The 24,372-nt window shown below is 65.0% G+C and carries 22 protein-coding genes; 6 read left to right on the top strand and 16 right to left on the bottom strand.

Annotation, left to right across the window (positions count from 1 at the left end; translation table 11 throughout):
- The first annotated feature begins 104 nt into the window (after positions 1-104).
- The 3 genes from ACRWQA_RS12275 (at position 105) to ACRWQA_RS12265 (ending at position 2,090) form a co-directional block, all read left to right on the top strand.
- A complete protein-coding gene (locus ACRWQA_RS12275) occupies positions 105-566 on the top strand; it encodes a hypothetical protein (RefSeq protein WP_434227267.1) in 462 nt (153 codons plus the stop codon).
- A 157-nt stretch (positions 567-723) separates the two neighbouring features.
- Positions 724-1,215: a hypothetical protein gene (locus ACRWQA_RS12270; RefSeq protein WP_434227265.1), complete on the top strand. Its 492-nt coding sequence runs from the start codon at positions 724-726 to the stop codon at positions 1,213-1,215.
- A 92-nt stretch (positions 1,216-1,307) separates the two neighbouring features.
- Positions 1,308-2,090 carry a restriction endonuclease gene (locus ACRWQA_RS12265; protein ID WP_434227263.1) on the top strand — a complete coding sequence of 261 codons (783 nt, stop codon included), beginning with the start codon at positions 1,308-1,310 and terminating at the stop codon, positions 2,088-2,090.
- Between the two features lie 145 nt (positions 2,091-2,235).
- Here ACRWQA_RS12265 and ACRWQA_RS12260 read toward each other — a convergent pair whose 3' ends face one another.
- The 6 genes from ACRWQA_RS12260 to ACRWQA_RS12235 form a co-directional block, all read right to left on the bottom strand.
- Positions 2,236-3,135, bottom strand: coding sequence for a hydroxymethylglutaryl-CoA lyase (locus ACRWQA_RS12260; protein WP_434227261.1), 900 nt, complete (start codon positions 3,133-3,135; stop codon positions 2,236-2,238).
- Positions 3,136-3,226: 91 nt separating this feature from the next.
- Positions 3,227-5,278: an acetyl/propionyl/methylcrotonyl-CoA carboxylase subunit alpha gene (locus ACRWQA_RS12255; protein ID WP_434227259.1), complete on the bottom strand. Its 2,052-nt coding sequence runs from the start codon at positions 5,276-5,278 to the stop codon at positions 3,227-3,229.
- Entirely contained in the window at positions 5,275-6,102 is an 828-nt protein-coding gene (locus ACRWQA_RS12250) for an enoyl-CoA hydratase-related protein (RefSeq protein ID WP_263583610.1), read from the bottom strand. Before ACRWQA_RS12250 ends, ACRWQA_RS12255 begins: the two co-directional genes overlap by 4 nt.
- A gap of 7 nt (positions 6,103-6,109) precedes the next feature.
- Positions 6,110-7,717, bottom strand: a complete 1,608-nt coding sequence (locus ACRWQA_RS12245) for a carboxyl transferase domain-containing protein (protein ID WP_434227257.1) — start codon at positions 7,715-7,717, stop codon at positions 6,110-6,112.
- Positions 7,718-7,729: 12 nt separating this feature from the next.
- Positions 7,730-8,899: an isovaleryl-CoA dehydrogenase gene (locus ACRWQA_RS12240; protein WP_263583612.1), complete on the bottom strand. Its 1,170-nt coding sequence runs from the start codon at positions 8,897-8,899 to the stop codon at positions 7,730-7,732.
- Positions 8,900-9,163: 264 nt separating this feature from the next.
- Positions 9,164-10,102: a sodium-dependent bicarbonate transport family permease gene (locus ACRWQA_RS12235; protein WP_263583613.1), complete on the bottom strand. Its 939-nt coding sequence runs from the start codon at positions 10,100-10,102 to the stop codon at positions 9,164-9,166.
- 127 nt (positions 10,103-10,229) lie between these two features.
- On the opposite strand from ACRWQA_RS12235, the gene ACRWQA_RS12230 reads away from it, so the two are divergent.
- Positions 10,230-11,195: a LysR family transcriptional regulator gene (locus ACRWQA_RS12230; protein ID WP_263583614.1), complete on the top strand. Its 966-nt coding sequence runs from the start codon at positions 10,230-10,232 to the stop codon at positions 11,193-11,195.
- A gap of 98 nt (positions 11,196-11,293) precedes the next feature.
- Here the strand turns inward: ACRWQA_RS12230 and ACRWQA_RS12225 are convergent, their stop codons facing one another.
- From ACRWQA_RS12225 to ACRWQA_RS12210, 4 genes are all read right to left on the bottom strand, one after another.
- A complete protein-coding gene (locus ACRWQA_RS12225) occupies positions 11,294-12,586 on the bottom strand; it encodes an NAD(P)-binding domain-containing protein (protein WP_263583615.1) in 1,293 nt (430 codons plus the stop codon).
- On the bottom strand, positions 12,583-13,143 hold the full coding sequence (locus ACRWQA_RS12220; protein ID WP_434227253.1) for an OsmC family protein: 561 nt from the start codon (positions 13,141-13,143) through the stop codon (positions 12,583-12,585). Before ACRWQA_RS12220 ends, ACRWQA_RS12225 begins: the two co-directional genes overlap by 4 nt.
- Before the next feature lie 109 nt (positions 13,144-13,252).
- Positions 13,253-13,804: a DUF4242 domain-containing protein gene (locus ACRWQA_RS12215; RefSeq protein WP_263583617.1), complete on the bottom strand. Its 552-nt coding sequence runs from the start codon at positions 13,802-13,804 to the stop codon at positions 13,253-13,255.
- The gene (locus tag ACRWQA_RS12210) at positions 13,801-16,059 is read right to left on the bottom strand and encodes an ATP-binding protein (RefSeq protein WP_434227251.1); all 2,259 of its coding nucleotides are present in this window, start codon (positions 16,057-16,059) and stop codon (positions 13,801-13,803) included. The genes ACRWQA_RS12215 and ACRWQA_RS12210 overlap by 4 nt, the downstream gene beginning before the upstream one ends.
- A gap of 162 nt (positions 16,060-16,221) precedes the next feature.
- Here ACRWQA_RS12210 and cysK point away from each other — a divergent pair, with 162 nt between their 5' ends.
- The gene (gene cysK, locus ACRWQA_RS12205; protein WP_434227249.1) at positions 16,222-17,712 is read left to right on the top strand and encodes a cysteine synthase A; all 1,491 of its coding nucleotides are present in this window, start codon (positions 16,222-16,224) and stop codon (positions 17,710-17,712) included.
- A 16-nt stretch (positions 17,713-17,728) separates the two neighbouring features.
- Positions 17,729-18,325: a carboxymuconolactone decarboxylase family protein gene (locus ACRWQA_RS12200; RefSeq protein ID WP_263583620.1), complete on the top strand. Its 597-nt coding sequence runs from the start codon at positions 17,729-17,731 to the stop codon at positions 18,323-18,325.
- Positions 18,326-18,360: 35 nt separating this feature from the next.
- Here the strand turns inward: ACRWQA_RS12200 and ACRWQA_RS12195 are convergent, their stop codons facing one another.
- Genes ACRWQA_RS12195 through ACRWQA_RS12170 form a run of 6 tightly spaced genes read right to left on the bottom strand, consistent with a single transcriptional unit; the run spans position 18,361 to position 24,139 of the window.
- On the bottom strand, positions 18,361-18,714 hold the full coding sequence (locus tag ACRWQA_RS12195; protein ID WP_263583621.1) for a Na+/H+ antiporter subunit G: 354 nt from the start codon (positions 18,712-18,714) through the stop codon (positions 18,361-18,363).
- Positions 18,711-18,980 carry a K+/H+ antiporter subunit F gene (locus ACRWQA_RS12190; RefSeq protein ID WP_197568760.1) on the bottom strand — a complete coding sequence of 90 codons (270 nt, stop codon included), beginning with the start codon at positions 18,978-18,980 and terminating at the stop codon, positions 18,711-18,713. The genes ACRWQA_RS12195 and ACRWQA_RS12190 overlap by 4 nt, the downstream gene beginning before the upstream one ends.
- On the bottom strand, positions 18,977-19,486 hold the full coding sequence (locus ACRWQA_RS12185) for a Na+/H+ antiporter subunit E (protein WP_434227246.1): 510 nt from the start codon (positions 19,484-19,486) through the stop codon (positions 18,977-18,979). Before ACRWQA_RS12185 ends, ACRWQA_RS12190 begins: the two co-directional genes overlap by 4 nt.
- A complete protein-coding gene (locus ACRWQA_RS12180; protein WP_434227244.1) occupies positions 19,483-21,012 on the bottom strand; it encodes a monovalent cation/H+ antiporter subunit D in 1,530 nt (509 codons plus the stop codon). Before ACRWQA_RS12180 ends, ACRWQA_RS12185 begins: the two co-directional genes overlap by 4 nt.
- The gene (locus tag ACRWQA_RS12175) at positions 21,009-21,347 is read right to left on the bottom strand and encodes a Na+/H+ antiporter subunit C (protein WP_263583624.1); all 339 of its coding nucleotides are present in this window, start codon (positions 21,345-21,347) and stop codon (positions 21,009-21,011) included. Before ACRWQA_RS12175 ends, ACRWQA_RS12180 begins: the two co-directional genes overlap by 4 nt.
- The gene (locus tag ACRWQA_RS12170; protein WP_434227242.1) at positions 21,347-24,139 is read right to left on the bottom strand and encodes a monovalent cation/H+ antiporter subunit A; all 2,793 of its coding nucleotides are present in this window, start codon (positions 24,137-24,139) and stop codon (positions 21,347-21,349) included. Before ACRWQA_RS12170 ends, ACRWQA_RS12175 begins: the two co-directional genes overlap by 1 nt.
- Between the last annotated feature and the right edge of the window lie 233 nt (positions 24,140-24,372).

Here is a 24,372-nt window from a genome sequence, read left to right as displayed (position 1 = left end):
CGTGACATGGCTCGCGATGGGTTGTCATATCATTGTTACTATTTCTGGCTGTCGGCTATGTCGTGGGTGGCAATGAAAAGTGGGAGCGAGTGAGTAACGGCTTCATGAGTGAGGACCAGTCTTATGGGCCGGGAGACTTTCGAGTTCATGGTGAAAATGTTGTTTCGATGAAGCTGACCAAGCCGGAGTTGACGTTTAAGCCAATGACTCAGGAGCAGCTTGACGACCCTGATTCCAAGGCCGAGTTCGCCGAAGAATGGATGGGTAATGTCCATGAAAGAGCTAATCGTCGTGCAGTACGTATTCTCGCTGGAGAATTGGATAGCCAACTCTCCTTGCGCTTCGAGGAGACAGCACAGCAAGCTGATTGGTGGCTATCGCCAAACTGGGACACTATCTACCTGGCCACCGGCTGGACGGATCGCACCCAGGAGAGTCTTCCCGGGCAGCGTTATCTCCCACAGCTTACTCAGCTCTTCAAATCCACCGACAAGGGACAAGAGTGGGAAAAGCTCCGCTGGCCCGAAGACCAGAACATTAACCTTCCTGCGCTTTCTCGATCCTGAGTGCGGCTATCTCATCGGCTGGGGACCAAGGATCTGGCGCACTAGGGATGGTGGTGAGCATTGGGATGAGTTGCCGGTACCCGAAGGCTCTCGCAACCCTGAGAACCCCCGCCAACAGTTCGATTTGGTAGCACTAGGGCAAGACAATGTGCTGCGCATGGCTTTCTATGATCACGCTGCCGATGCCAGCCGGATTCATGCGCTGCCTTGGGGAGAAGAGATCTCCCAGCAGACCTTCACGATCCCCGGCCATGTGGTGATGGATATCGCCACCAATAGCGAAGGCAACGTTTATGTGCTGACCACCCAAGGTGCACCTTATTTCTCACTTCCCGCGGAGGAACGAGAAGCACCTCGGCCGAGTGTCGTATGGAGCTGGAATGGAGACACCTTGCAGCGACTGCATGAGCTTCCCTCCAAGCTGAAGGGCTATGCGTTGTACCTGACACCGGAAGAAGGCCTGCTGTTTGACGGAGTCGACGAATCGAGCCTGTTGGGCAGTGACGTTACCGCGGTGAGTTATGACGGGGGCGGTAACTGGAAAATCGAAGATGAGGGGCGCAGCGCCCAAGGCGGTTATTACGACGCGCACACCGGCACCCGTTGGCGAGTCTCGGGCTACTCGCTATATCGGCGGGAGATTCCCTGATTTTTTACGATAGCTATCGCAATGGTTCCTTCCCTGTCCTGACGCACTGTGATCGATCTTCGTGTGGGTCGCATATTTGATAGGTTTTTAAAATGTCTAGACATGAGCTTGTGAAAAAACCAAGGGATCTGGAAAGTTATGTCCAGTACGTTTATTCGACTCTTTTGAATCTGAGAGATGAAGGGGTCGTGGTTGCAAGCAATTCGATTTTGATAGGGAGGTCGGGTGCGAAACATGAAATAGATGTATTCTACCAGTTTGAAAGGTCAGGCGTGGTTCATCGAGTGGCCTTCGAGTGCAAGTTCACTGGGCGTAAAGTTCAAAAATCAGATGTGCTTGATTTTCATGCTAAGCTGCAAGATGTAGGGAATCTGCAAGGTATATTTGTAAGTAAAAGTGGTTACCAGTCTGGAGCGCTGGAATATGCTGAGCATTATGGTGTTCAGTTGTTGGAGCTAGAGGATTTGCCAACATTAAATATACTGGTTGGGAACAGGATTAAAGCGGTTGCACTTCCTGATGAAACTTATATTGGTGAGCCTTTCTGGGCAATAATGGAGAGTAAAGATGGAAGGTTAACAGGTAGTTATTGGGCGAAAAAGGATGGTGGTTTTTTTGAGAGGAGTATTATTCCTTTATTTATTTCTAAATCAGATGCTAGCACATTTATTTCAAGCTTGGCTGACGGGAAAAACTATGTTGTGAGAGGTCTTCCTCAGCATTCTTTAAGTTTTTTGTTGAAAACAGCTGGTGTCGTCAAAGGGAGAGTTAAGTTTTTGCTTTTTTTAAACGGGCGAGAAGAAGATGGGAAGTGGTTAGGTGTCCTAGCAACACCTGAAGAGGTTTCGGTTAGGTTTTTAATAAATAGTCATTAATGCGCGCGGACACAGTGAGCTTCTATTTAAAGCGTCGCTAACGGCCTTCTTGGAAGATTGATGATGTTGGTGTTAAGCAGCAATAAAAGATGAAAGCCCCTGAGCCAACCTCCTGGCTCAGGGGCTTTCCATTTCTATCACCTAATTACTTCGCCGCCAGCGCCACTCCTACCTTCGAGCGGTTCGGCCGGCCGATGGTCTGGGTGATCCAGGTGCCGGTCTCGGCGAGCTTGTTCAGGTCGATGCCGGTCTCGATGCCGAGGCCATTGAGCAGGTAGACGACGTCCTCACTGGCGGCGTTGCCGGAGGCACCCTTGGCGTAGGGGCAGCCGCCAAGGCCGGCGACGGAGCTGTCCACCACGCTAATGCCTTCTTCCAGCACGGCGTAGAGGTTGGCAAGGGCCTGGCCGTAGGTGTCGTGGAAGTGGGCAGCGAGATGGGCCATGGGCACCGCGTCGCTCACGGCTTCGAGCATGCGTTTGGCGGCAAGGGGTGTGCCCACGCCGATGGTGTCGCCCAGCGAGATTTCGTAGCAGCCCATGTCATAGAGTGCTTTTGAAACCTCGGCGACTTTGGCCGGGGCGATCTCGCCTTCGTAGGGGCAGCCGAGTACGCAGGAGACGTAGCCGCGCACGCGTACGTTGGCCTGCTGGGCGCGTTCCAGTACGGGGGCGAAGCGCTCGAGGGATTCGGCCACTGAGCAGTTGATGTTCTTCTGCGAGAAAGCCTCGCTGGCCGCGCCGAATACCGCCACTTCCTCCACGCCGCACTCCAGTGCCGCTTCCAGCCCCTTGAGGTTGGGGGTGAGGGCGGCGTAGGTGATGCCTTGGCGACGCTTGAGGCCGGTCATCACTTCGCGGTGGTCGGCCATCTGTGGCACCCACTTGGGCGAGACGAAGCTGGCGGCTTCGATGTACGTGAGGCCGGCGGCGCCCAGGCGGTCGATCAGTTCCAGCTTGGTGGCCGTATCGATCGGGTTGGGTTCGTTCTGCAGCCCGTCGCGGGGGCCGACCTCGACCAGGCGTACGCGCTTGGGAAATGCCATGTTCTACACTCCTTCCTGTTCTCGGCCGAGGTTATGAACCGCGGCTTACCCCCGCGCCGCTCACCTTGGCGCTCTCAGATTTGCTTCCAGCTTACTCCGCGGGAGCGAATTCCAGCAGCACGTCGCCTTGTCCCACCGTATCGCCGGCATTGAAGTGGAAGCTTTCCACGTGGCCGTCGGCGGGGGCGGTCATGGTGTGTTCCATCTTCATGGCTTCCATGACCATCAGCGGCATGCCTTTCTCCACCTTCTGACCGGCTTCCACCAACAGCGCGACCACGGTGCCGTGCATCGGCGCGGTGAGGGTCGACTCGGCCTCGTGGTGGCCGTGGTCGATGGCGTCAATACGGCGCCAGAACAGGCGGGTTTCGCCACGCGGGTCGACCATCACGACGACGTTGCCGTCGCGGCGGGCCTGCAGGCGACGGCGATGGCCGTTGAGGGTGACGGCCACGGCGTCGCCTTCCAGGTGCTGCAGGCGGGCGGTGAGGGTCTCGCCGCCGATGGTCAGGTCCCACGGGTCGGCGCCGCTGGCACGGGTGCCTTCCACGACCACCACGTTTTCCGAGTTCTCGTCGTCCTGCACGTGGGCCGGATCGCACAGCGAGATACGGATGGTGTGCGGGGCGTTGAGGCGGAAGCCGTCGTGGCGGTCCCACGGCGAGTCGCTCTCGCACTCGCGGGCGAGCTGGTTGAGGCCGATCAACGCGGCACCGGCGTACTCTTCGATGCTGTACTGCTTGGGGGCGAAGAGGGTGGCTTCGTTCTTCTCGATGAAGCGGGTATCCAGCTCGCACGCTTTGAACGACGGGTGCGTGGCCAGCCGCTGCAGGAAGGCACGGTTGGTCACCACACCCTGCACGTCCAGCGCGGCCAGCGCCCGGTTGAGGGTGGAGAGCGCCTGGTCGCGGTCGTCGCCGTGGACGATCAGCTTGGCGAGCATGGGGTCGTAGTGCATGGAGACGACGTCGCCGGTTTCCACGCCGCTGTCCAGGCGCACCTGGCGCGGGTCGAGTCCGGCGCCTTCCAGGTCCATGGCGAAGCGGGTCAGGGTGCCGGTGGCGGGCAGGAAGTCCTGCTCCGGGTCCTCGGCGTAGAGGCGTGCCTCGAAGCTGTGGCCGGTGATGGTCAGCTCGTCCTGCGTCAGCGGCAGCGCCTCGCTCATGGCCACGCGCAGCTGCCATTCGACCAGGTCCTGGCCGGTGATCATCTCGGTAACGGGGTGCTCCACCTGCAGGCGGGTGTTCATCTCCATGAAGTAGAACGAGCCATCCTTATCAAGCAGGAACTCGACGGTGCCGGCGCCCACGTAGCCGATCTCCTTGGCGGCGCGCACGGCGGCTTCGCCCATCTCGCGGCGCAGCTCGGCGGTCATGCCGGGGGCGGGGGCTTCCTCGAGCACTTTCTGGTGGCGGCGCTGCACGGAGCAGTCGCGTTCGAACAGGTACACGCCGTTGCCGTGGCTGTCGCAGAACACCTGCACTTCGACGTGGCGCGGCTGAGTCAGGTACTTCTCGATCAGCATACGGGTGTCGCCGAAGGCGGCCTGTGATTCGCGACGGCAGCCGTCCAGTGCGGCCTGGAACTGCTCACCGCTTTCCACCACGCGCATGCCCTTGCCGCCGCCGCCGGCGCTGGCCTTGAGCAGTACCGGGTAGCCGATCTTGTCAGCCTCGGACTTGAGCAGGGCGTCGTCCTGGTCGTCGCCGTGGTAGCCCGGCACCAGCGGTACGCCGGCATTGGCCATGCGCGCCTTGGCGGCGGACTTGTCGCCCATGGCGGCAATCGCCGAGGCGGGCGGGCCGACGAAGGTGATGCCGGCGGCGTCCAGGGCTTCGACGAAGGCGCCGTTCTCGGAGAGAAAACCGTAGCCGGGGTGAATGGCGCCGGCGCCGGTACGCTTGGCGGCTTCCACCACCGCTTCCACCTTCAGGTAGCTCTCGCGGGCGGCGGCCGGGCCCAGGCGCACGGCCTCGTCGGCCTCGCGCACGTGGCGGGCCTCGGCGTCGGCGTCGGAATAGACAGCCACGGTGCGCAGGCCCATGGCGCGGGCGGTATGCATCACGCGGCAGGCGATCTCGCCGCGGTTGGCCACCAGCAGGGTGTCGAAGGGCGTGGTACGGGAATCGTGGGTCTGACTCATGAGCGGCGCTCCGAGGAATTCGTATTGTCGTCGGCCCAGGCGGGGCGGCGCTTCTCGAAGAAGCTGGTCAGGCCTTCTTGACCTTCGGCACTGACGCGCAGCTCGCTGATCACCCGGCAGGTGTGCTCGCGGGTGGCCTTGCTGTCAGCGTCGCGGGCCACTTCGGCCAGCAGCGACTTGGTGGCGCGCTGGGCCTGGGGCGAGCCGGCCAGCAGGGTCTCGATCATTTCGCTCACGGCCTCGTCGATATGATCATGGCCGACGATCTGGTGAGCCAGGCCCAGTTCCAGCGCCTGGTCGGCGTCGATCACCTCGGCGGTGAGCGCGAATCGGCGCATCTGGCGCGAGCCAAGGGCGCGCTGCACGTAGGGGCTGATCACCGCAGGCGAGAGGCCGATCTTGACCTCGGAGAGGCAGAACTTGGCCTTCTCTGAAGCGATTACCACGTCGCAGCAGGCGGCCAGGCCAACGGCACCGCCGAAGGCGGCGCCCTGCACGCGGCACACGGTGGGGCAGGGCAAGGTGTCCAGGCCGTGCATCAACTGCGAGAGCTTGCGCGAGTCGGCCAGGTTGCCCTCGAAATCGTACTCCACCATGCGCTTCATCCAGTTCAGGTCGGCACCGGCGGAGAAGCTCTTGCCCTCGGAGCCCAGCACCACCACGCGTACCTCGCCGTGGCGGGCAGCGTCGTGGAGCTTGGCGAGGTGCTCGTTGAGCTCGGCGATCAGGCTGTCGTCGAAGGCGTTATGCACCTCGGGACGGTTCAGCGTCAGCCGGGCGACGCCGCGGCCGTCGATATTCAGGTTTGAATATGTCTGTGTCATGGCGACCTCACATCCGGAACACGCCGAACTTGGTTTCCTGGACTTCCGCGTTCATCGCTGCGGCGAGCGAGAGCCCCAGCACGTCGCGGGTCTGGGCCGGGTCGATCACGCCGTCGTCCCACAGCCGTGCGCTGGCGTAGTAGGGGTGGCCCTGGTGCTCGTACTGCTCGCGGGTGGGCTGCTTGAAGGCTTCTTCCTCTTCCTTGCTCCACTCGCGGCCTTCGCGCTCGTACTGCTCGCGCTTGACCTGGGCCAGCACGCCGGCGGCCTGTTCGCCGCCCATCACCGAGATGCGCGCGTTGGGCCACATGAACAGCAGGTTGGGGTCGTAGGCGCGGCCGCACATGCCGTAGTTGCCGGCGCCGAAGCTGCCGCCGATCAGCACGGTGAACTTGGGCACCTTGGCGCAAGCCACGGCGGTGACGAGCTTTGCGCCGTGCTTGGCGATGCCTTCGTGCTCGTACTTGGAGCCGACCATGAAGCCGGTGATGTTCTGCAAGAAGATCAACGGGATCTTGCGCTGGGCGCACAGCTCGATGAAGTGGGCGCCTTTCACGGCGGATTCGGAGAACAGCACGCCGTTGTTGGCGACGATGCCCACCGGATAGCCGTGAATGTGGGCGAAGCCGGTGACCAGGGTGTCGCCGTAGTAGCGCTTGAACTCGTCGAAGTCGGAGTCGTCGACGATACGGCCGATCACTTCGCGCACGTCGAACGGCTTCTTGAGGTCGGTGCCGACGATGCCGTAGATCTCGCTGGGGTCCAGCCGCGGGGGCTTCGGCTCCTGCATCTTGAGCTGGCCGCGCTTCTGCCAGTTCAGCCGCGACACGCAGCCGCGGGCGAGCTGCAGGGCGTGGGCGTCGTTCTCGGCGTAGTGGTCGGCCACGCCACTGATCTTGGCGTGCACGTCGGCGCCGCCCAGGTCTTCGGCGCTGATGCTCTCGCCGGTCGCGGCCTTCACCAGCGGCGGGCCGCCGAGGAAGATGGTGCCCTGCTGCTTGACGATGATCGACTCGTCGGCCATGGCCGGCACGTAGGCGCCGCCAGCGGTGCAGGAGCCCATCACCACGGCGATCTGCGGGATGCCTTCGGCGGAGAGGGTGGCCTGGTTGTAGAAGATGCGGCCGAAGTGGTCGCGGTCGGGGAACACTTCGTCCTGACGGGGCAGGAAGGCGCCGCCAGAGTCGACCAGGTAGATGCATGGCAGGCGGTGCTTGCGGGCGATCTCCTGGGCGCGGATGTGCTTCTTCACCGTCAGCGGGTAGTAGGTGCCGCCCTTGACGGTGGCGTCGTTGGCGACGATCACGCACTCCACGCCACTCACACGGCCGATGCCGGTGACCACGCCGGCGGCTGGCACGTCGCTCTCGTAGACCTCGTGGGCCGCCAGCGCCGAGAACTCGAGGAAGGGTGAGCCTTCGTCGATCAGGTGGTCGATGCGGTCGCGCACGAACAGCTTGCCGCGGGACTCGTGGCGGGTGCGGGCCTTCTCGCCACCCCCCTGGCTGATCGCCGCGGTCAGCTCGCGCAGCTTCATTACCTCGTGGCGCATGGCCCTTTCGTTGGCCTGGAAGCCGTCGCTGCGCGGATTGACTTGGGTGTTCAGAATCGCCATTGCCGGCTCCCCTTACTTGGATTCAGCGTAGATTTCGCGGCCAATCAGCATACGGCGAATTTCGCTCGTTCCGGCGCCGATCTCGTACAGCTTGGCATCGCGCAGCAGGCGGCCGGTGGGGTACTCGTTGATGTAGCCGTTGCCACCGAGCAACTGGATGGCGTCCAGCGCCACCTGGGTGGCCTTCTCGGCGCAGTAGAGGATCACGCCGGCGGCGTCCTTCCTGGAGGTTTGGCCGCGGTCGCAGCCGGCTGCCACGGCGTAGAGGTAGGCGCGGCAGGCGTTCAGGGTGGTGTACATGTCGGCGATCTTGCCTTGCACCAGCTGGAACTCGCCGATGGACTGGTCGAACTGCTTGCGCTCGTGAATATAGGGCACCACGACGTCCATGGCGGCCTGCATGATGCCGATGGGGCCGGCGGCGAGCACGGTGCGCTCGTAGTCCAGGCCGCTCATCAGCACGCGCACGCCCTTGCCTTCCTCGCCCAGCACGTTCTCGATCGGCACTTCGCAATCCTGGAACACCAGCTCGCAGGTGTTGGAACCGCGCATGCCCAGCTTGTCGAGCTTCTGGGCGGTGGAGAAGCCCTTGAAGTCCTTCTCGATGATGAAGGCGGTGATGCCCTTGGAGCCGGCTTCCGGGTCGGTCTTGGCGTAGACCACCAGCACGTCGGCATCGGGGCCGTTGGTGATCCACATCTTGTTGCCGTTGAGCACGTAGTGGTCGCCTTCGCGGCGTGCGCGCAGCTTCATCGAGACCACGTCGGAACCCGCACCCGGCTCGGACATGGCCAGTGCGCCGACGTGCTCGCCGCTGATCAGCTTGGGCAGGTACTTGGCTTTCTGCTCGGCACTGGCATTGATCTTGAGCTGGTTCACGCACAGGTTGGAGTGCGCGCCGTAGGAGAGGCCCACCGAGGCGCTGGCGCGGGAGATCTCCTCCATGGCGATGCAGTGCGCCAGGTAGCCCATGCCGCTACCGCCGTCCTCTTCCGGTACTGTGATGCCGAGCAGACCCATGTCGCCGAACTTGCGCCACAGGTCGTTGGGGAATTCGTTCTTCTCGTCGATCTCGGCGGCGCGCGGGGCGATCTCGTCGCGGGCGAAGGCGTTCACATGGTCGCGCAGCATGTTGAGTTCGTCATCGAGGCCGAAGTCGAGGGGCTTGTAGGACGTGAACATGGCGGCGGAACTCCTAGTGTCAGTGGTAGACCAGCTGTCTGGTGATGCGGGCCGCGCAGGCGCAATCCGCAGTGCTATTTACGAATGGTACTAGACTAGGCGAGGTTTACGTTAACGTAAAGTGCAGCTTCCAAGGGTGCGACGAATGTCGAAGATGGGTACGAGAGAGGAACGTAAAACAGGGCTAGAGGGAAGCGTGGCAGAAGGTTGGAATGAGCGCCACCGGCCGGTATGGCCGGTGGCGTGGCGACAGGTTAAGCCGGTTTAGCCCAGCCACATGGCGAGCTGGTGGTAGATGGGGATGCCCACGATCACGTTCAGCGGGAAGGTGAAGCCGAGCGATGCCAGCATGGCCAGGCCGATGTTGGCCTGGGGGATGGCAGTGCGCATGGCGGCCGGGGCGGCGATGTACGAGGCGCTGGCGGCGAGTGCCGTGAGAATCATCAGCGAGCCGGTGGGCAGGCCGAGCATCAGGCCGACCGCGAGGCCGGCCATGGCCAGCACGAACGGCGCTACCAGGGCGAAGGTGAGCAGCCGCCAGTGGTACCAGGGAATCGGGCGCAGGGTTTCCGCCGCGGTCAGGCCCATCTGCAGCAGGAAGAGGGCCAGCACGGCATGGAAGGCGCCCGTCAGCAGGTCGGTGACGTTGGCGCCTTCGGCCGGGCCGTACATGGCGCCGATCACCGCACCGCCGGCCAGCAGGATCACGCCGCGGTTGGTCAGTGTCTCGTGCCAGATGCCTTGCAGCGCTTCGCTGGAATCCTTGCCCGAATGGCGGCGGAACAGTGCGATGGCGACCATGATCGCGGGTAGCTCCATCATCACCAGGTAGAGGGTGACCTCGGCGCCGATGGGCAGGGCACGGCTCTCGGCGAAGGCCAGCGCCACGGCGAAGGTACCGGCACTGACCGAGCCGTAGTGGGCGGCGATGCTGGCACTGTCGGCGGGCGATAGCCGAACCAGGCGGCGCAGCACCGGCATCAGGGCCAGCGGGATCAGCCCGCCCAGGGCGGCCACGGCAAGCAGTTCCGGTATCAGCGACCAGTTGAGGTTGCCATACAGGGACATGCCGCCCTTTAGGCCGATGGTCAACATCAGCAGCAGGCTCAGGGTATCGTAGGCGGCCTTGGGAATGGTGAGATCGGATTTCACGACGCCGGCGAGCAGGCCGAGCAGGAAGAACATCACGACGATGTCGGGCATGGGCTCTCTTCTTCTGGAACGCGATGACAGGTGGCGCGGATTGTGAGGAGTGAGTGGTATTGATTCCAATTGAATGTGATGCCAAATAGTATAGATATTTATCTATGATGCTGCAGTGAAGCCAACCATGAACGTACGCCACCTGACGTTTCGTCTGCTGCAGGTCTATGTTGCCGTGGTACGAACGGGCTCGGTCAGCGAGGCCGCGCGGCAGCTTCACCTGACCCAGCCGACCGTATCCCAGCAGCTCAAGCGTTTGGGCGAGGCGGTGGGGGAACCGTTGCTGCACAGCGGTCATGGGCGGCTGACCACCACCGAAGCGGGCCGGGAGCTCTACCGGGCCAGCCGCGAGGTACTCGGCCGCTTCGACGACTTCGAGGATTACCTGGAGGCGCTGCGTGGCGGCGAACGGGGGCGCTTCAGCATCGCTCTGGTCAATACCGCCCAGTACGTGCTGCCGCGCCTGCTCGGGCCCTACAGCCAAGCCTTTCCCGACGTCGACGTGACCCTGCACATCGGCAACCGCCGCCAGATGCTGACCCGCTTCGAACGCCAGGACGACGATCTCTACGTTTTCAGCCATCCTCCCTCGTTGGCACATGCGCTGGCCGGACGCTTCCTGCGCAACCCGCTGGTGGTGGTCGCGCCACAGGGGCACCCTTTGGCGCACCGCGAAAGCATTTCCATGGGAGAGCTGCTGCGTGAGCGCTTCTTGCTGCGCGAACCGGGCTCGGCGACACGCATGATGTTCGAGAGCTGGCTGCAGGAGCACGGCCTCTCGCTGGGCCCCACACTGCAAATGGCCAGCAACGAAGCGATTCGCGTTGGCGTGGCGGCCGGGCTGGGCCTGGCCGTACTCTCCGAGCACGTGCTGCCGCCGGAGCACCCCGATATCGCGATCCTGCCTGTCGTCGACTTCCCCATCGAAAGCCACTGGCAGTTCATCGTGCGCCGCGACCGCCGCCTGCCCCATGCCGCTATGGGGTTCCTGCGCTTTGCCGCGGGGCATCTCGACGAATGCGTGGAACCGCGCTTCCTGGCCAACGAGCTGGAGCCGATGCTGGGGCTATTGGAGGTGGGAGCGGAGCTATAGCATTCCGCTTGGCGCCATTATGAAAAGAGGACCCAGCCGCTCAGTAGGAGCGGCTGGGTCTTTTTGCATCAGCACATTCGCCTGCTTCAGAGCATTCATCAGGCAAAAGAGTCGTGACGCCGTCCTGCCGTGGCCAGCCAGCCTGAGAGGTGGTGGCTGAGATCGCGGGCGTCATCGTCGGCGCCGTGTATGGCGCCCGACTTGCGCCGGCGCATGAAGGGCAGGCCCATGGCGTAGAGGCCTGGCGCCACTATGCCGCCTTCGTGCCGCAGGCGCCCGCGGGTGTCGAATACCGGCGCGTCCAGCCAACTGAAGTCGGGCCGGAAGCCGGTGGCCCACAGCACCGTGCGGATCTCGCCGCTGGCGAGGTCGAGACCGAGGCAGGGCCGCTGCGGTACCCGCGTGGGTGGCAGGTGCTCCGGGGCAGGCAGGGCGTCGTGCCAGCCGTGGGTGATGGCCCAGGCATCCAGGTTCTCGAGCAGCCGCACCAGCTTGAGGTCCGCAGCCGTGGCGTGCATGGCAAGCGAACCCGAGAACTGCAGCCGGGTGCCGGCCAGCCCCGCCAGGCGGCCGACCAGGCGTACGCCGCGCTCCCTCAGGGCGTTTAGGTCCAGGTCCTGTGGCTCGTCACTGCCCAGCAACTGGGGGGAGGGCTGGCGCCGGGCGCGGGCCAGGTCCTCCACCTCGTCGAAGCGCTGGTCGAGCATTCCCGCTTGTTCCAGCCACCACTGGATGTCGCGGCCGCGGTAGCGTCGCGGCAGTCGCAGGTGCTGCCCCACGGCAAGCGTCACGGGGCGGCCGCTGCGCTGGATTTCGTCGGCCAGTTGCGCGCCGGTGGCCGAGGCGCCCACCACCAGCACACCGCCCGGCGGCAACTGCTCCGGGCGACGATACTCATGGGGCGTGAGGCTTTCGATCCAGGGCGGCAGGGCTGCGGCCATGGCGGGCACGACGGGAAGCTGGCAGGCGCCGGTGGCGATCACCACCGCCCGGCAGCGCCAGTCGCCCCGATTCGTGACTACCCGGTAGCCGCCGTCAGAGGGCCATACCGTTTTCACCTCGGTGTCGGTATGCAGCGGGGCCGAGAGGCCGCGTGCGTAGCGGTCGAGCAAGGCGACCAGTTCCGTCACGCTCATGAAGCCTTCCGGTTCCGGCCCGCTGTAGGCTTGCCCGGGCAGTCGTGTCTGCCAGTTGGGTGTGAGCAGGCGCAGCGAGTCCCAGCGTTCTTTGCGCCAGGCATTGGCCACCTCGCCGCGCTCCAGGATCACATGGTCGATGCCGCGCCGCGCCAGGTGGTGGCTCATGGCGAGCCCGGCGTGTCCCGCGCCGATGACCACGGTGGTCACGGCGCGGGCCGGGCGGTGCAGCGGGCGTTGAAGCCCTGCGGTCATTTCACACTGACCTTCACGTGAGTGGGGTTGGTGAGCAGGTCGTAGACCGCCGAGCGCTTCTGCGACTGGGCCACCAGCGCCTCGATGTCGGAACGGCTGGCGTCGGCGTCGATCTCGAACGTCACACGGATATCGTCGAAGCCGTTGCGGACGTCGGGGTCCATGCCGAGGATGCCCTGGATGTCCATGTCGCCTTCCACCGTGGCCTTGACCGAGCGCAGCTGGATGCCGCGATGCTGGGCCACGGCGGCGACGCCAGCGGTGAGGCAGGCGGCCAGGCCGACCAGCACGTATTCCACCGGGGTGGGGCCGTGATCTTCGGCAGCGAATACCTCGGGGTGGTCTGCCTCGAAGGTGAAGCGTGAGCGGTGCTGCTGGGCTTCGCCGAGGCCATGGAAGTCCTCGACGACGATCTGGCTATGGGTGCCACGAACCCAGTCGCAGTGAGCGCGCCAGGTGAAGCGGGCGGCCTGTGGGGCCTGGGACAGCGCTTCGCGGGCGCCCAGCAAGGCGGTGACGTTGACGCCGTTGTCGATCTGTTGGGTGGCGGTGTGCATCTAGACTCTCCTTAATGTTGTTGTGTCTCGTCATGGGTTGACCGTCAGCGGTCAACAGCGAGATTCGGCGGGCTAGGTGTGAGCCAGCGTGGGAGAGGGCGTGGTTTTTTCAGAGGGGTTGCGTGGAATCCATCACGGGTGCGATGCGCTGGAAGGCCCAGACGTGGGTGACCGGCATACCGGCCTGATGCTGGGCCAGGCGTACCGATTCGGCATCCGGTGCATGGTAGAGGCAGAGCATGCGCTGCCGGTCGAGCGAGAAGAGAGTGCGCAGGAAGCGCACCTGATGATTGTCCAGGCACGCTGATCCAGCGTCTTCCAGGGCCTGGATCGCCTCGAAGGTCACCGCCGCGGCGAAGCGGCGCTCCACCATGACGTTGGCGGCTATCAGATCCGTGGCCTTCAGGCCGGGGGCATCGTGCACGCTGCCGCCCCATAGCGAGCTGATGTCGGCGCCGGCATGGCGCAGGCCGATACGTGCCGATTCCACGTCGGGGGCCAGGAAATGGCAGACCAGGCGGCGTCCATCCCGGGCCAGCAGGCTCTCCTGCCATTGAATCCGGTGCAGGTCGAAGCACGGTTGGGCCGCCTCGCTCAGCGAGCGAACCAGCTCCGGCGCGAGAGGGCGGTCGAAGCCACGTTCCAGGATGACGTCGATCATGCTTCGTCCTCGGCTGTGGGCTGGGCCAGCAGCGCTTGCCAGCGGCGTCGGGCCCAGCCGGCGACGGGCCCACTTGCCAGCGCTTCTGCGGCCTGGGCGTGCTGGTGCCTGCCGACCGTGTCGCCAAGGCGCCGGGCACATTCGGCCAGCAGGGCATGGGCCAGCAACTGCTCGCTGGGGCGTTCGAGCACCCGGGCGTGCTCCAGGGCTTCACTGGCGCGGTGCCTGGTGCTTTCGGCGCGCGTGCGGGCGAGGTCGAGCCGTGCCGATTGCAGCAGCAGAACGGCCAGGCGATGGCGCGCGTCGGCGTGGCGCAGGGTGACGAGAGCGACGTCGAAGGGGTCGGGGTCGTCCTCGAGGGCGTAGTGGCACAAGGCTTCGGCGGCGGCGGCATAGGGCGCCTCGCTGCCGTCGCGCAGGCGCTTGGCGAGTTCACGCAGTTGGGCACAGCGTTCTCGGGCCTGCGCATAATCGTCACGCTCGAAGTCCATCAGCAACAGCGTCTCCTGGGCCTGGAACTCGCCCAGCTTGTCGCCCATGGCCTTGCACAGGGTGCGGGCCTCCTTGAAGTAGCTTTCCGCTTTGTCGAAACGGTCCTCGTGCAGGCTGAGCAGGCCTTGGGCCAGCGGAATGGCGGGGTGGCCGATATTCTGCCGGATGGCCAGTTCGCGTGCCTGGGCGAGCAGTTCGGCTGCCTGGTGCAGGTCGCGCTCCAGCATGGCCAGGCAGCGGGCGGTCTCGGCCATGGCGATGACCTGCTCGCGGCCTTCGCAACAGCGGGTCGCACGCTCCGCCTGCAGGGTCTGTTCATGGGCGTCGCTCCACTGGCCATGGGCCCAGCGAATATGGCTGGCCAACTGATAGCCGAGCCGCGCATGGGCCAGGGCACCGTGCTCCAGCGCCTGCTCGGCCAGTGCGACCACTTCGCCGGCGCCGGCCTCCCAATCTGCCAGGGGCGCGGCACTGTAGAGAAGGTCGTTAAGCTCGAGGGCCAGGCACACGCGCCGGACACCGGTCATGTCGTCGATCAGTGCCAGGCCTCGCTGGGCGAAGTGCTGGGCTTCCTTGTTGGCGAAGATGCGCAGGCAGAAGCGGCCGGCCTCGATCATCGCCCGGGCAGCCAGTTCAAGGTCGCCGCTGGCGTGGGCGTGGTAGGCCAGGCTGTTGGCTTGGCGCATGTCGTTCAGGGGGCCGTCGGTCAGCCATTCGGCAACGCGCCGATGCATGGCCTGGCGGCGGGCCGGGGAAATTGCTTCGTACAGCTCGGTGGCCACCTCGCTGCGTGTGAAGCGCAGCAACCCCTGGGGGCCGGTGGAGAGCCACTGGTGCCGTTCGGCCACCTCCAGGGCCATGCCGATACGGTTGGTGTCGAGCCCCGAGACCTGGCCCAGGGTGGCTGGGTCGGGGTCGGGAGCAAGCAGCGCCGCCCAGCGCATCACTTCGAGGGTATCGCCCTCCAGGACCAAGGGGCGTTCAGCATCAGTTGGGCGTGGCGGTATCGTCGTTTCGGCACTTGATGCCGATGGGCCTTGGGCTTGCTTGGCCTCTCGCCAGGCACGCAGCAACTGGCCGTTGAGCGGCAGGCCCGCCTCGCGGAGGAGTCGCGTACCCAACTGCAGCTGTCGTTCGGCTTCGCGCGGCTGGTGCAGGGCCAGCAGCAGGCGCACCAACCAGGCGCGTGCCGCCTCGTCGAAGGGGGCGAGGCGCACCCAGGCATGGGCATGGGGCAAGGCGCGATCCGGGGTATCGGCGAACCGCCCGACAAGCGTCGTCAGCAGGGTCGTCTGGGCACGCATGGCGGCTTCTCGCTCAGCCAGGCACCAGGCGTGGAAGTCGGGAAACCGGTCCAACTCCAGGCCTTCCAGGAAAGGGCCACGGTAGCGGCTCGCGGTCTGTGCGAGCACTTCGGTGTCGGCCGTCGCCAAGCCGCCGTGGCATAGCGCATGCAGGCCGATCACGTCGATGTCGATGTCTGTGGTATCCAGGCTCACGCCCAATCGGTCCGCCTTGAGCCGGTTCCTGTCGGAATCGTCCACCAACCGGCGCAGCTTGGACAGGCTCCAGCGCAGCGAGCCACGCGGATCGTCGGGCAGTTCCCACAGCAGGTCACACAGGTGTTCGCGGCTCAGGGGGCGGGAGTGGCGCGCCAGGTAGGCGAGCAGCGCACGGGTTTTCCGGGAGGGAGGCAGCGCCAATACCCGCCCGTCCCGTATTACTTCGAGATCGCCGAGCAGGTTGAGGGTCAGCGCATTCATGTCAGGACCCTATGGGAGAACGTTAGCAGTATAGTCCGCGTTCCCACCGGGCCGACCGCCCATTTTTTTACTCCTTTGGCAGGAAAAACCACGCTGATTTACACGCCGGCTTCCTCGGCACGAGCCAACGCTGTTGGTCTACCCACCCCGAGGAGACTCACCATGACCCGCTACGCCAGCATACTGGAAACCATCGGCCGCACGCCGCTGGTGCGGCTCTCCCGGCTTGCACCGCCGGATGTCAACGTGCACGTGAAGGTAGAGGCCTTCAACCCCATGGGCTCGGTGAAGGACCGCATGGCGCTGGCGGTGATCGAGGCGGCCGAGCGCAGCGGCGCCTTGCGCCCCGGCCAGACGGTGATCGAGGCCACCAGCGGCAATACCGGTATCGGCCTGGCCATGGTATGCGCGCGCAAGGGCTATCCGCTGGTGGTGACCATGGCCGAGAGCTTCAGCCTGGAGCGGCGTCGGCTGCTGCGTTTCCTGGGCGCCCGGGTGGTGCTCACGCCGGCTTCCGAGAAGGGCAGCGGCATGCTGGCCAAGGCGGTTGAACTGGCCGAGACCCACGGTTACTTCCTGTGCCGCCAGTTCGAGAACGAGGCCAATGCCGAGGTACACAGCCGCACCACGGCGCAGGAGATCCTCGAGGACATGCAAGGGGAGCCGATCCATGCCTGGGTGACCGGCTTCGGTACCGGCGGCACGCTCAAGGGTGTCTCCCGGGTGCTGAAAGCCGCCGATCCGTCGACCCTCGTAGTGGTCGCCGAGCCCGACAATGCCCCGCTGCTGGGCAGCGGCGAGGCGCAGCCGGCAGGCAGGAGCCACCCACGTTTCCGCCCCCACCTGATGCAGGGGTGGAGCCCCGATTTCATCTCGCCGCTCGCCCAGCAGGCGGTAGCCGCCGGTATGGTCGACGAAGTCGTGCCGGTGGCGGGTGAGGACGCTCTGCGACTGGCCCGCGAGCTGGCCCGCAAGGAAGGCATCTTCGTCGGCGTTTCCGCGGGTGCGACCCTGGCCGCTGCCTTGCAGGTGGCTCGGCGGGCGCCGGCCGGCAGCCATGTGGTCTGCATGCTGCCCGACACCGGCGAGCGCTACCAGTCCACGCCGCTGTTCGAAGGCATCGAGGACGAGATGAACGCGGAAGAGCTGGCGCTGTCGCGTTCCACGCCCGGTTGTCGCTTCGATACTCCCACTCCCCAGCCGGCGACCATGCCCGTGGCGCGTGTGGCCGCAGTGCAGGAATCGCCGAACGATATGGAGGCCGAGCGTCGGCTCGACGACTACCTGGCTCAGGCGCCGGTGGTCATGTTCGCCCTGGCCTGGTGCGAGTTCTGCTGGGCTGCACGCAAGCTGTTCGACCGCCTGGGCGTCGACTTCGTGAGCGTGGAGCTGGATGCTCCGGCGTGTCAGGCCGACGACATGGGCGTGCGCCTGCGACCGGTGCTGGCGCGGCGCACCGGGGCGCCGACCATTCCGCAGATATTCATCGGCGGCGAGCCGCTCGGCGGCTGCGGTGAGCTGTTCGAGGCCTGGTCCGACGGTAGCCTCGGCGAACGCCTGGCAGCGTGCGGCGTCGCTTACGACAGCGAGGCGAGGATCGACCCTGAACTCCTGTTGCCGACCTGGCTGCACCCACGCTCCACCACGGCCTGATACGGAGGAAACCAACATGAGCTACATCGAAACGATTGACCCGGAACTGGCCGAGGGCGAGGTCAAGGAGATGTACCAGCGCCAAGCGGCCCACTTCGGATTCTTGCCCAACTATGCCCGCGTGTTTTGTCATCGCCCGGAGGTCATGAAGTGCTGGGCGGCGCTGATCGCAACGATCCGCCGGCCGATGGAGCCGCGCCGGTACGAACTGGTGACGCTGGCTGCCGCCCGTGCCTTGGGCAACACCTACTGTTCGCTGGCGCATGCCAAGGTCCTGTCGGGTCTGCTGGGCATGGAAGAGACCCAGGCCATGGTGGCGGGCAAAGTGGGGCCGCTCAGTGAGGCCGAGCGTGCGATGATGACCTTCGCCGCCAAGGTGGCCTGCCGCGCCCAGGAAATCGGCGCCGAGGATATCGAAGCGCTGCGGGCTCACGGCTTCGCCGATGACGAGATCTTCGACATCGTTGCCGTAGTGGCGGGGCGCGCCTTCTTCACCCGTATTCTCGACGGCCTAGGGGCCGAGGCCGACGCCGCCTTCCGCGAGCTCCCACCCGGGCTGGTGGAACCGCTCAGCGTGGGCAGGCCGATAGCACTTGACGCAGCGCGGACCTGAACCTGCGGTAAACGGCGTCGAAACGGATCAGGGGGCTATCGTTCGGACATGTCGGGCATGTTGCGGGTGCGCGCCACACCCGGGAGCCGCCGGCGCAGAGCGGCCTTGCCCATCATATGGGCGCTGACCGGTGCGGTGGCGAACAGGAAGATCGTCACCAAGGCCTCCTGGAACGAGACGCCGCCCTGTTGGTAGCTGAAGTAGATCAGCGAGCCGATCAGGGTGCAGCCGACGCCCAGGGTGCTGGCCTTGGTGGGGCCGTGAAGGCGCGTGTAGAAATCGGGCAGCTTGGCCAGCCCCCAGGAGCCGATCAGCGCCACCAGGGCACCGAACAGCAGGAAGACGGCGACGACGAGCTCCAGATACCATGGCATGTCGATAGTGGTCATTCGATCACGTCTCCTCGTAGCAGGTACTTGCTCATGGCGACAGTGCTGACGAAGCCCATCAGCGCTATCAGCAGGGCCAGCTCGAACAGCACGCCCAGCCCCATCCGGATGTCTGCCAGCACGATCAGCGCGATGCTGTTGATCATCAGCGTGTCCAGCGCCAGGATCCGGTCGACGATGTCCGGGCCGACGGCCAGCCGATAGAGATTGAGCAGGGCGGCAATGGCGAAGAGAGTCATGGCGACCGTGATGACGGTAGCGATCATCGGAAGATCTCCTCGAGTGGCTGTTCGTAGCGTTCGCGAATGGTGGCGATGGCCTCGGCCTCGTCCTCCAGGTGTAGAGCGTGGACCAGCAGGGTATTGGCCTTCGCATCGTGGTGGATCGAGACGGTGCCGGGCGTCAGCGAGATGGTGCTGGCCAGGATGGTGATGGCGAAGTCGTCGTCCAGGGCCAGGGGGTAGAGGAAGAAGCCAGGCTGCAGATGCCGGGCGGGGCGCAGGATGCGAATGGCCACCACCAGGTTGGAGCGCAGGATGTCCACCAGCAGCACCAGCAGGTAGCGCAGCAACGGCAGGGGTCGCTTGATCTTCGCCTCTTCGGCCCAGAAGGCGTGGGTCACGAAGGGAATGGCCACGCCCAGGGCCAGCCCCAGTAGGGCATGGGCCACGCTGAAGTCGTTGACCATCAACAGCCATAGCAGCGCCAGGAACAGCGAGAACAGGGGATGCGGCAGCCAGAACTGCCGGGAGCGGAACGGTGAGGGCGTCATGGCGCGATCTCCTGTGCCGAAGCGATGGCCTGCGGCAGCACGGCGGCGATATAGGCCTGTGGGTCGAGCAACTGCTCGGCGGTCAGTTCGAGGTAACCCATCACTGGCTCGCCGAACACCGCCAGTAGCCCGTTGAGGCCGACCATGGTGGAGACCAGTGCCAGCGGACCGCGTTCGAGCGGGTACGGCTTGGCCATGGCAGCGGGGCGCCAGAACCAGTTGCTGCCGGTGCGGCTGAGAGCGATCAGGGTCAACAGCGCGGCGGTGAGCAGCACGCCCCACAGCCACAGGCCCTGGGGCTCCTGCGAACTCGCCTGAAGAATCCACGCCTTGCTGACGAAGCCGCTGAACGGCGGCAGGCCCGCCATGGCGATGGCGGCGACGAAGAACAGGGTGCCCAGCAGCCAACGATGACCGATGGGCCCGATCGCCGAGAAGCGGTCGTAGCCTTCCTCGCGCTGCCGGCCCAGCAGGTCGGCCAGCAGGAAGAAGACGGCGGTCATGCCGGTGCTGTGGATCAGGTAGAAGAGTGCGGCGCCGAGTGCCGCCGGGGTGACGAAGCTGATGGTGGCCAGCAGGGTGCCCACCGAGAGGATCACCAGATAGGCGGTCAGGGTGCGCAGGCTGTTCGAGCCCAGTACCCCGACGCCGCCCAGCGCCAGGGTCAGCAGCGCCAGCGGCCACAGCCAGAGCCAGGCGGTCGCGTTGACCGGCGATTCGCCGAGCGCAAAGACCAGCAGGAAAACCCGCAGGATGGCGTAAACGCCGACCTTGGTCATGATGGCGAAGAGCGCAGCCACCGGCGCACTGGAGGCCGAGTAGGCACGGGGCAGCCAGAACAGCAGCGGCAGGATGGCGGCCTTGATGCCGAATACCACCAGCAGGATCAGGCTGGCGGCGGCGAGCAGCGGCGCATCTTCCGGCGGTGCCTCCGCCACGCGCAAGGCCAGGTCGGCCATGTTGAGGGTGCCGGTGAGGCCATAGAGGGTGCCCAGGGCGATCAGGAACAGCGCGGAGCCGGCCAGGTTGATAACCACATAGTGCAGCCCGGCGCGGCTGCGGGCGCGGCCGCCCCCGTGCAGCAGCAGGGCGTAGGAGGCGATCAGCAGGATCTCGAAGAACACAAAGAGGTTGAACAGGTCGCCGGTCAGGAAGGCGCCGTTGAGGCCGGCCAACTGGAACTGGAACAGGGCGTGGAAGTGCGCGCCGCGCTTGTCGGTGCTGCTACCGCTGCTGGCGTAGAGCAGGCAGCAGAAGCCCAGCACGGCGGTAAGTGCCAGCATGATGGCGGAGAGGCGGTCGAGAACCAGCACGATGCCGAAGGGCGCGGGCCAGTCGCCGGCGTGGTAGAGCTGATACTCCCCCGAGCCGGCCATGGCCAATCCCCACACGCCCAATAGCACCAGGCCCAGGGTGCTGGCGACACCCACCAGGCGCTGCACGCCGAAAGGCAGCCGATAGAGCAGCAGCTGGCTTGCTCCTGTCACCAGCGGCAGCAGTATCGGCAGGATGAGGGCGTGGTTCATGCAAGGTCCTCGTCCGGGTTCTCGCCGTCGACGTGGTCGTTGCGCAGCTCCACCGCCGCCTTGAGCGCCAGCACCACCACGAAGGCGGTCATGGCGAAGCCGATGACGATGGCGGTGAGCACCAGGGCCTGGGGCAGAGGGTCCGCCGAGCGCTCGCTGAAGCCGACGATGGCCGGCGCGCCGGCGACCAGACGGCCGGAGGCGAACAGATAGAGATTGACGGCATGGGAGAGCAGGGTGAGCCCGAGGATCACCGTGAAGGTGCGTGCCCGAAGCAACAGGTAGATCCCACAGGTGGTCAGCACGCCCAGGGTTATCGCATAGAGCAGTTCCATCAGCCGATCTCCTTGCCGGGGCCCGCCACGGTCATCAGCTTGCCGAGGTTGGCCAGTATCAGCAGTGTGGCCCCGACCACGGTGGCGTAGACGCCGAGGTCGAAGAGCATCGCGGTGGCCAGCTCGAAATCGCCGATCAGCGGCAGGTGCATGTGGCCATGGGCCGAGGTGAGGAAGGGGTAGCCGAACAGCCAGCTGCCGAGACCGGTGAGCACGGCGATCAGGATGCCGGCACCGATCAGCGGCCGGAAGGCGGTCAGCATGCGCGCCTGGGCCCACACCAGCCCGCCCGCCATGTACTGCAGCGTCAGCGCCACGGCAGTGATCAGCCCGGCGATGAAGCCGCCGCCCGGCAGGTTGTGGCCGCGCAGGAAGATATAGGCCGAGACCAGCAGGGCGATAGGCAGCACCAGCCGGGCCACGGTGCCGAGCATGATCGGGTGCGGTTCGGCGACCCAGTGTGCAGGGTTGGTGTCGACTACCCGCTCCTTGAGGTGCAGGTCGCGGGTGAAGGCGAACACAGCCACCGCCGCGATACCCAGCACGGTGATCTCGCCGAGGGTATCGAAGCCGCGGAAGTCTACAAGGATCACGTTGACCACGTTGGTGCCGCCACCACCGGGCAGGCTGTTGGCGAGGAAGAAGTCGGAGATGCTCTGTTGCGGCCGGGTCAGGATGGCGAAACTGAAGGCTGCCACGCCGCCGCCCATCAGGCCGGCGATGGCGAGGTCGCGTGCCGTCCTCCTGCGCGAGGATTCCCGGGGTGATTGCTGGGGCAGGAAGGAGAGCGCAAGCATCATGATCACTACCGCCATTACCTCCACCATCAGCTGGGTCAGGGCGAGGTCCGGCGCCGAGAAGCGGGCGAAGGCGACGGTGACGAAGAGCCCGGTCACCCCGAGCAGCAACAGCGCCGGCAGCCGATAGTGATGGAAGACCACCACGCCGATGGACGCCAGGCAGAGCAGGATGGCGGCCAGTAAGGTCAGCGGATCGAGAGGTGCGAGCGGCACGCCGCCGTTCCAGCGTGCCACGGCGAGCAGTTCCACGCCGACCAGTACCACGACGGTGATCATGATGAAGACCAGATAGCGCTGCTGCGAACCGTTCTCGAGCTGGAAGACTCGCTGCTGGGAGAAAGCGATGATACGCAGCATGATCCAGTCGAAGATCTCCTTGGCATCCACCTCGGGCAGCCGAGCGTGAAGACGGAACAGCGGATCGCGAATCATGTAGAAGAGCGCGCCGCCCGCCAGCGCGACGAGGCTCATGATCATGGGCAGGGGGCCACCCAGCGCCGCGAAGTCGTAGGCGGAGAGGTCGGCCTGGCGAGACGCCAGGAACGCCGGGTGGATCAGAAGCGTGTTGAGCCCCGCCGGTGCCAGGCCCACGTAGAGCGTGGCCAGGGCCAGCAGCGCGATGGGCGTCAAGGCCGCCAGGCGGGGTTGCCGGGGTGGCCAGATGGGCAGATCGATGGGCCTGCCGTTGAAGTAGACGTTGTGGAAGATACGAATCGAGTAGGCCACCGAGAACAGCCCCGCCAGCGTCACCCAGGTGGGGATCACCAGGGTCGCCCAACTGGGCGTCGTTACCAGCAGGCTCTCGCCGAACAGCATCTTCTTGCTCAGGTAGCCGCTCATCAGCGGCAGACCGGCCATGGCGGCGGCGGGAATCGCCGACAGCGCCATCAGCACCGGCATGAATCGCCACATGCCGTTGATATGGCGCATGTCGCGAGTGCCGGTGGCGCGGTCCACGTAGCCCGCCATCATGAACAGCGGTGCCTTGAACAGTGCGTGGCATACCAGGTGGAAGAGCGCCGCCGCCACGGCCATGGGCGTTCCCAGGCCCAGCAACAGCATGATCAGCCCCAGGTGGGACACCGTGGAATAGGCCAGCAGCCCCTTCATGTCGTGCATGAACATGGCCACGAAGGCGCCCACCATCAGCGTCAGCATGCCGGTCAGGGTGACCAGGTAAAACCACAGTTCGGTTTCCGCCAGGGCCGGATGCAGCCGGGCGAGCAGAAACAGCCCCGCCTTGACCATGGTGGCGCTGTGCAGATAGGCCGAGACCGGTGTCGGCGCGGTCATGGCGTGAGGTAGCCAGAGGTGGAAGGGGAACTGGGCCGACTTGGTGAAGGCTCCGAGCAGGATCAGGTTGAGCATCAGGGCATAGTGCTCATGAGCGCGGATTCGCTCTCCGGCCTCGAGCACCACCGAGAGTTCATAGCCGCCGGCGGCCTGACCCAGCAGCACGATGCCCCCCAGCAGCAGCAATCCACCGCCGCCGGTGATTACCAGTGACATCCTTGCTCCCAGCCTGGAGGCATGGCGGTCGCTGTGAAAGCCGATGAGCAGGAACGACACCAGGCTGGTCAGCTCCCAGAACACCAGCATGAACAGCAGGTTTTCGCATAGCACGATGCCCAGCATGGCCGCCATGAACAGCAGCATCAGGGTGTAGAAACGTGCGGCCGAAGCGCTGCCTTCGAAGTAGTAACGGGCATATAGCAGGATCAGACAGCCGATGCCGGTGATCAGCAGGGCGAACAGCAGGCCCAGGCCGTCCAGGCGCAGCGCCACGTTCAACCCCAGAGAGGGCAGCCAACTCAGTTCGTAAATGACGGTCTCGCCGCTCGAGACCCGCGGCAGCCAGCTCAGCAGCAGAGCGAAACACGAAACGGCAGGCAGGGCGGCGAGACAGGCGAGCTGTCGAGACGTGCCGCCACGGCGAAATACGGGCAGCATCGCGCCCAGCAGCGGTAGCAGGATGACGAGGGCAAGTGCCATGTGGTCGCTTGCGGCAATCGTCAGGAAGTACGCCAGTGGCTGGGCCGTGCCAACCTCCGGCCTTTTGCAGCTCGGTTACTGACGGGTGGGCCTGGACAAACGTTGATTGTTCTTCTCATGCAAACTCCCTGAAGCACGTGGAGAACTTTCATCGCATCGCGTTGCGTGCCTGCCGTAAAGATGCGATGAACGGTTTCCACTATAGTGGGCTTTTCCCTGCCCGTGCCTTGGCT

Source organism: Billgrantia sp. C5P2 (assembly GCF_051062895.2).
The sequence above is the reverse complement of the archived record's forward strand: the minus strand, read 5'-3'. Positions and strand labels throughout refer to the sequence as shown.

What these genes read in the sequence shown, in the direction of transcription:
- ACRWQA_RS12275 (WP_434227267.1), top strand. Translation starts at nt 105, where the DNA reads ATGAGTGAGGACCAGTCTTATGGGCCGGGAGACTTTCGAGTTCATGGT.
- ACRWQA_RS12270 (WP_434227265.1), top strand. Translation starts at nt 724, where the DNA reads ATGGCTTTCTATGATCACGCTGCCGATGCCAGCCGGATTCATGCGCTG.
- ACRWQA_RS12265 (WP_434227263.1), top strand. Translation starts at nt 1,308, where the DNA reads ATGTCTAGACATGAGCTTGTGAAAAAACCAAGGGATCTGGAAAGTTAT.
- ACRWQA_RS12260 (WP_434227261.1), bottom strand. Translation starts at nt 3,135, where the DNA reads ATGGCATTTCCCAAGCGCGTACGCCTGGTCGAGGTCGGCCCCCGCGAC.
- ACRWQA_RS12255 (WP_434227259.1), bottom strand. Translation starts at nt 5,278, where the DNA reads ATGAGTCAGACCCACGATTCCCGTACCACGCCCTTCGACACCCTGCTG.
- ACRWQA_RS12250 (WP_263583610.1), bottom strand. Translation starts at nt 6,102, where the DNA reads ATGACACAGACATATTCAAACCTGAATATCGACGGCCGCGGCGTCGCC.
- ACRWQA_RS12245 (WP_434227257.1), bottom strand. Translation starts at nt 7,717, where the DNA reads ATGGCGATTCTGAACACCCAAGTCAATCCGCGCAGCGACGGCTTCCAG.
- ACRWQA_RS12240 (WP_263583612.1), bottom strand. Translation starts at nt 8,899, where the DNA reads ATGTTCACGTCCTACAAGCCCCTCGACTTCGGCCTCGATGACGAACTC.
- ACRWQA_RS12235 (WP_263583613.1), bottom strand. Translation starts at nt 10,102, where the DNA reads ATGCCCGACATCGTCGTGATGTTCTTCCTGCTCGGCCTGCTCGCCGGC.
- ACRWQA_RS12230 (WP_263583614.1), top strand. Translation starts at nt 10,230, where the DNA reads ATGAACGTACGCCACCTGACGTTTCGTCTGCTGCAGGTCTATGTTGCC.
- ACRWQA_RS12225 (WP_263583615.1), bottom strand. Translation starts at nt 12,586, where the DNA reads ATGACCGCAGGGCTTCAACGCCCGCTGCACCGCCCGGCCCGCGCCGTG.
- ACRWQA_RS12220 (WP_434227253.1), bottom strand. Translation starts at nt 13,143, where the DNA reads ATGCACACCGCCACCCAACAGATCGACAACGGCGTCAACGTCACCGCC.
- ACRWQA_RS12215 (WP_263583617.1), bottom strand. Translation starts at nt 13,804, where the DNA reads ATGATCGACGTCATCCTGGAACGTGGCTTCGACCGCCCTCTCGCGCCG.
- ACRWQA_RS12210 (WP_434227251.1), bottom strand. Translation starts at nt 16,059, where the DNA reads ATGAATGCGCTGACCCTCAACCTGCTCGGCGATCTCGAAGTAATACGG.
- cysK (WP_434227249.1), top strand. Translation starts at nt 16,222, where the DNA reads ATGACCCGCTACGCCAGCATACTGGAAACCATCGGCCGCACGCCGCTG.
- ACRWQA_RS12200 (WP_263583620.1), top strand. Translation starts at nt 17,729, where the DNA reads ATGAGCTACATCGAAACGATTGACCCGGAACTGGCCGAGGGCGAGGTC.
- ACRWQA_RS12195 (WP_263583621.1), bottom strand. Translation starts at nt 18,714, where the DNA reads ATGACCACTATCGACATGCCATGGTATCTGGAGCTCGTCGTCGCCGTC.
- ACRWQA_RS12190 (WP_197568760.1), bottom strand. Translation starts at nt 18,980, where the DNA reads ATGATCGCTACCGTCATCACGGTCGCCATGACTCTCTTCGCCATTGCC.
- ACRWQA_RS12185 (WP_434227246.1), bottom strand. Translation starts at nt 19,486, where the DNA reads ATGACGCCCTCACCGTTCCGCTCCCGGCAGTTCTGGCTGCCGCATCCC.
- ACRWQA_RS12180 (WP_434227244.1), bottom strand. Translation starts at nt 21,012, where the DNA reads ATGAACCACGCCCTCATCCTGCCGATACTGCTGCCGCTGGTGACAGGA.
- ACRWQA_RS12175 (WP_263583624.1), bottom strand. Translation starts at nt 21,347, where the DNA reads ATGGAACTGCTCTATGCGATAACCCTGGGCGTGCTGACCACCTGTGGG.
- ACRWQA_RS12170 (WP_434227242.1), bottom strand. Translation starts at nt 24,139, where the DNA reads ATGGCACTTGCCCTCGTCATCCTGCTACCGCTGCTGGGCGCGATGCTG.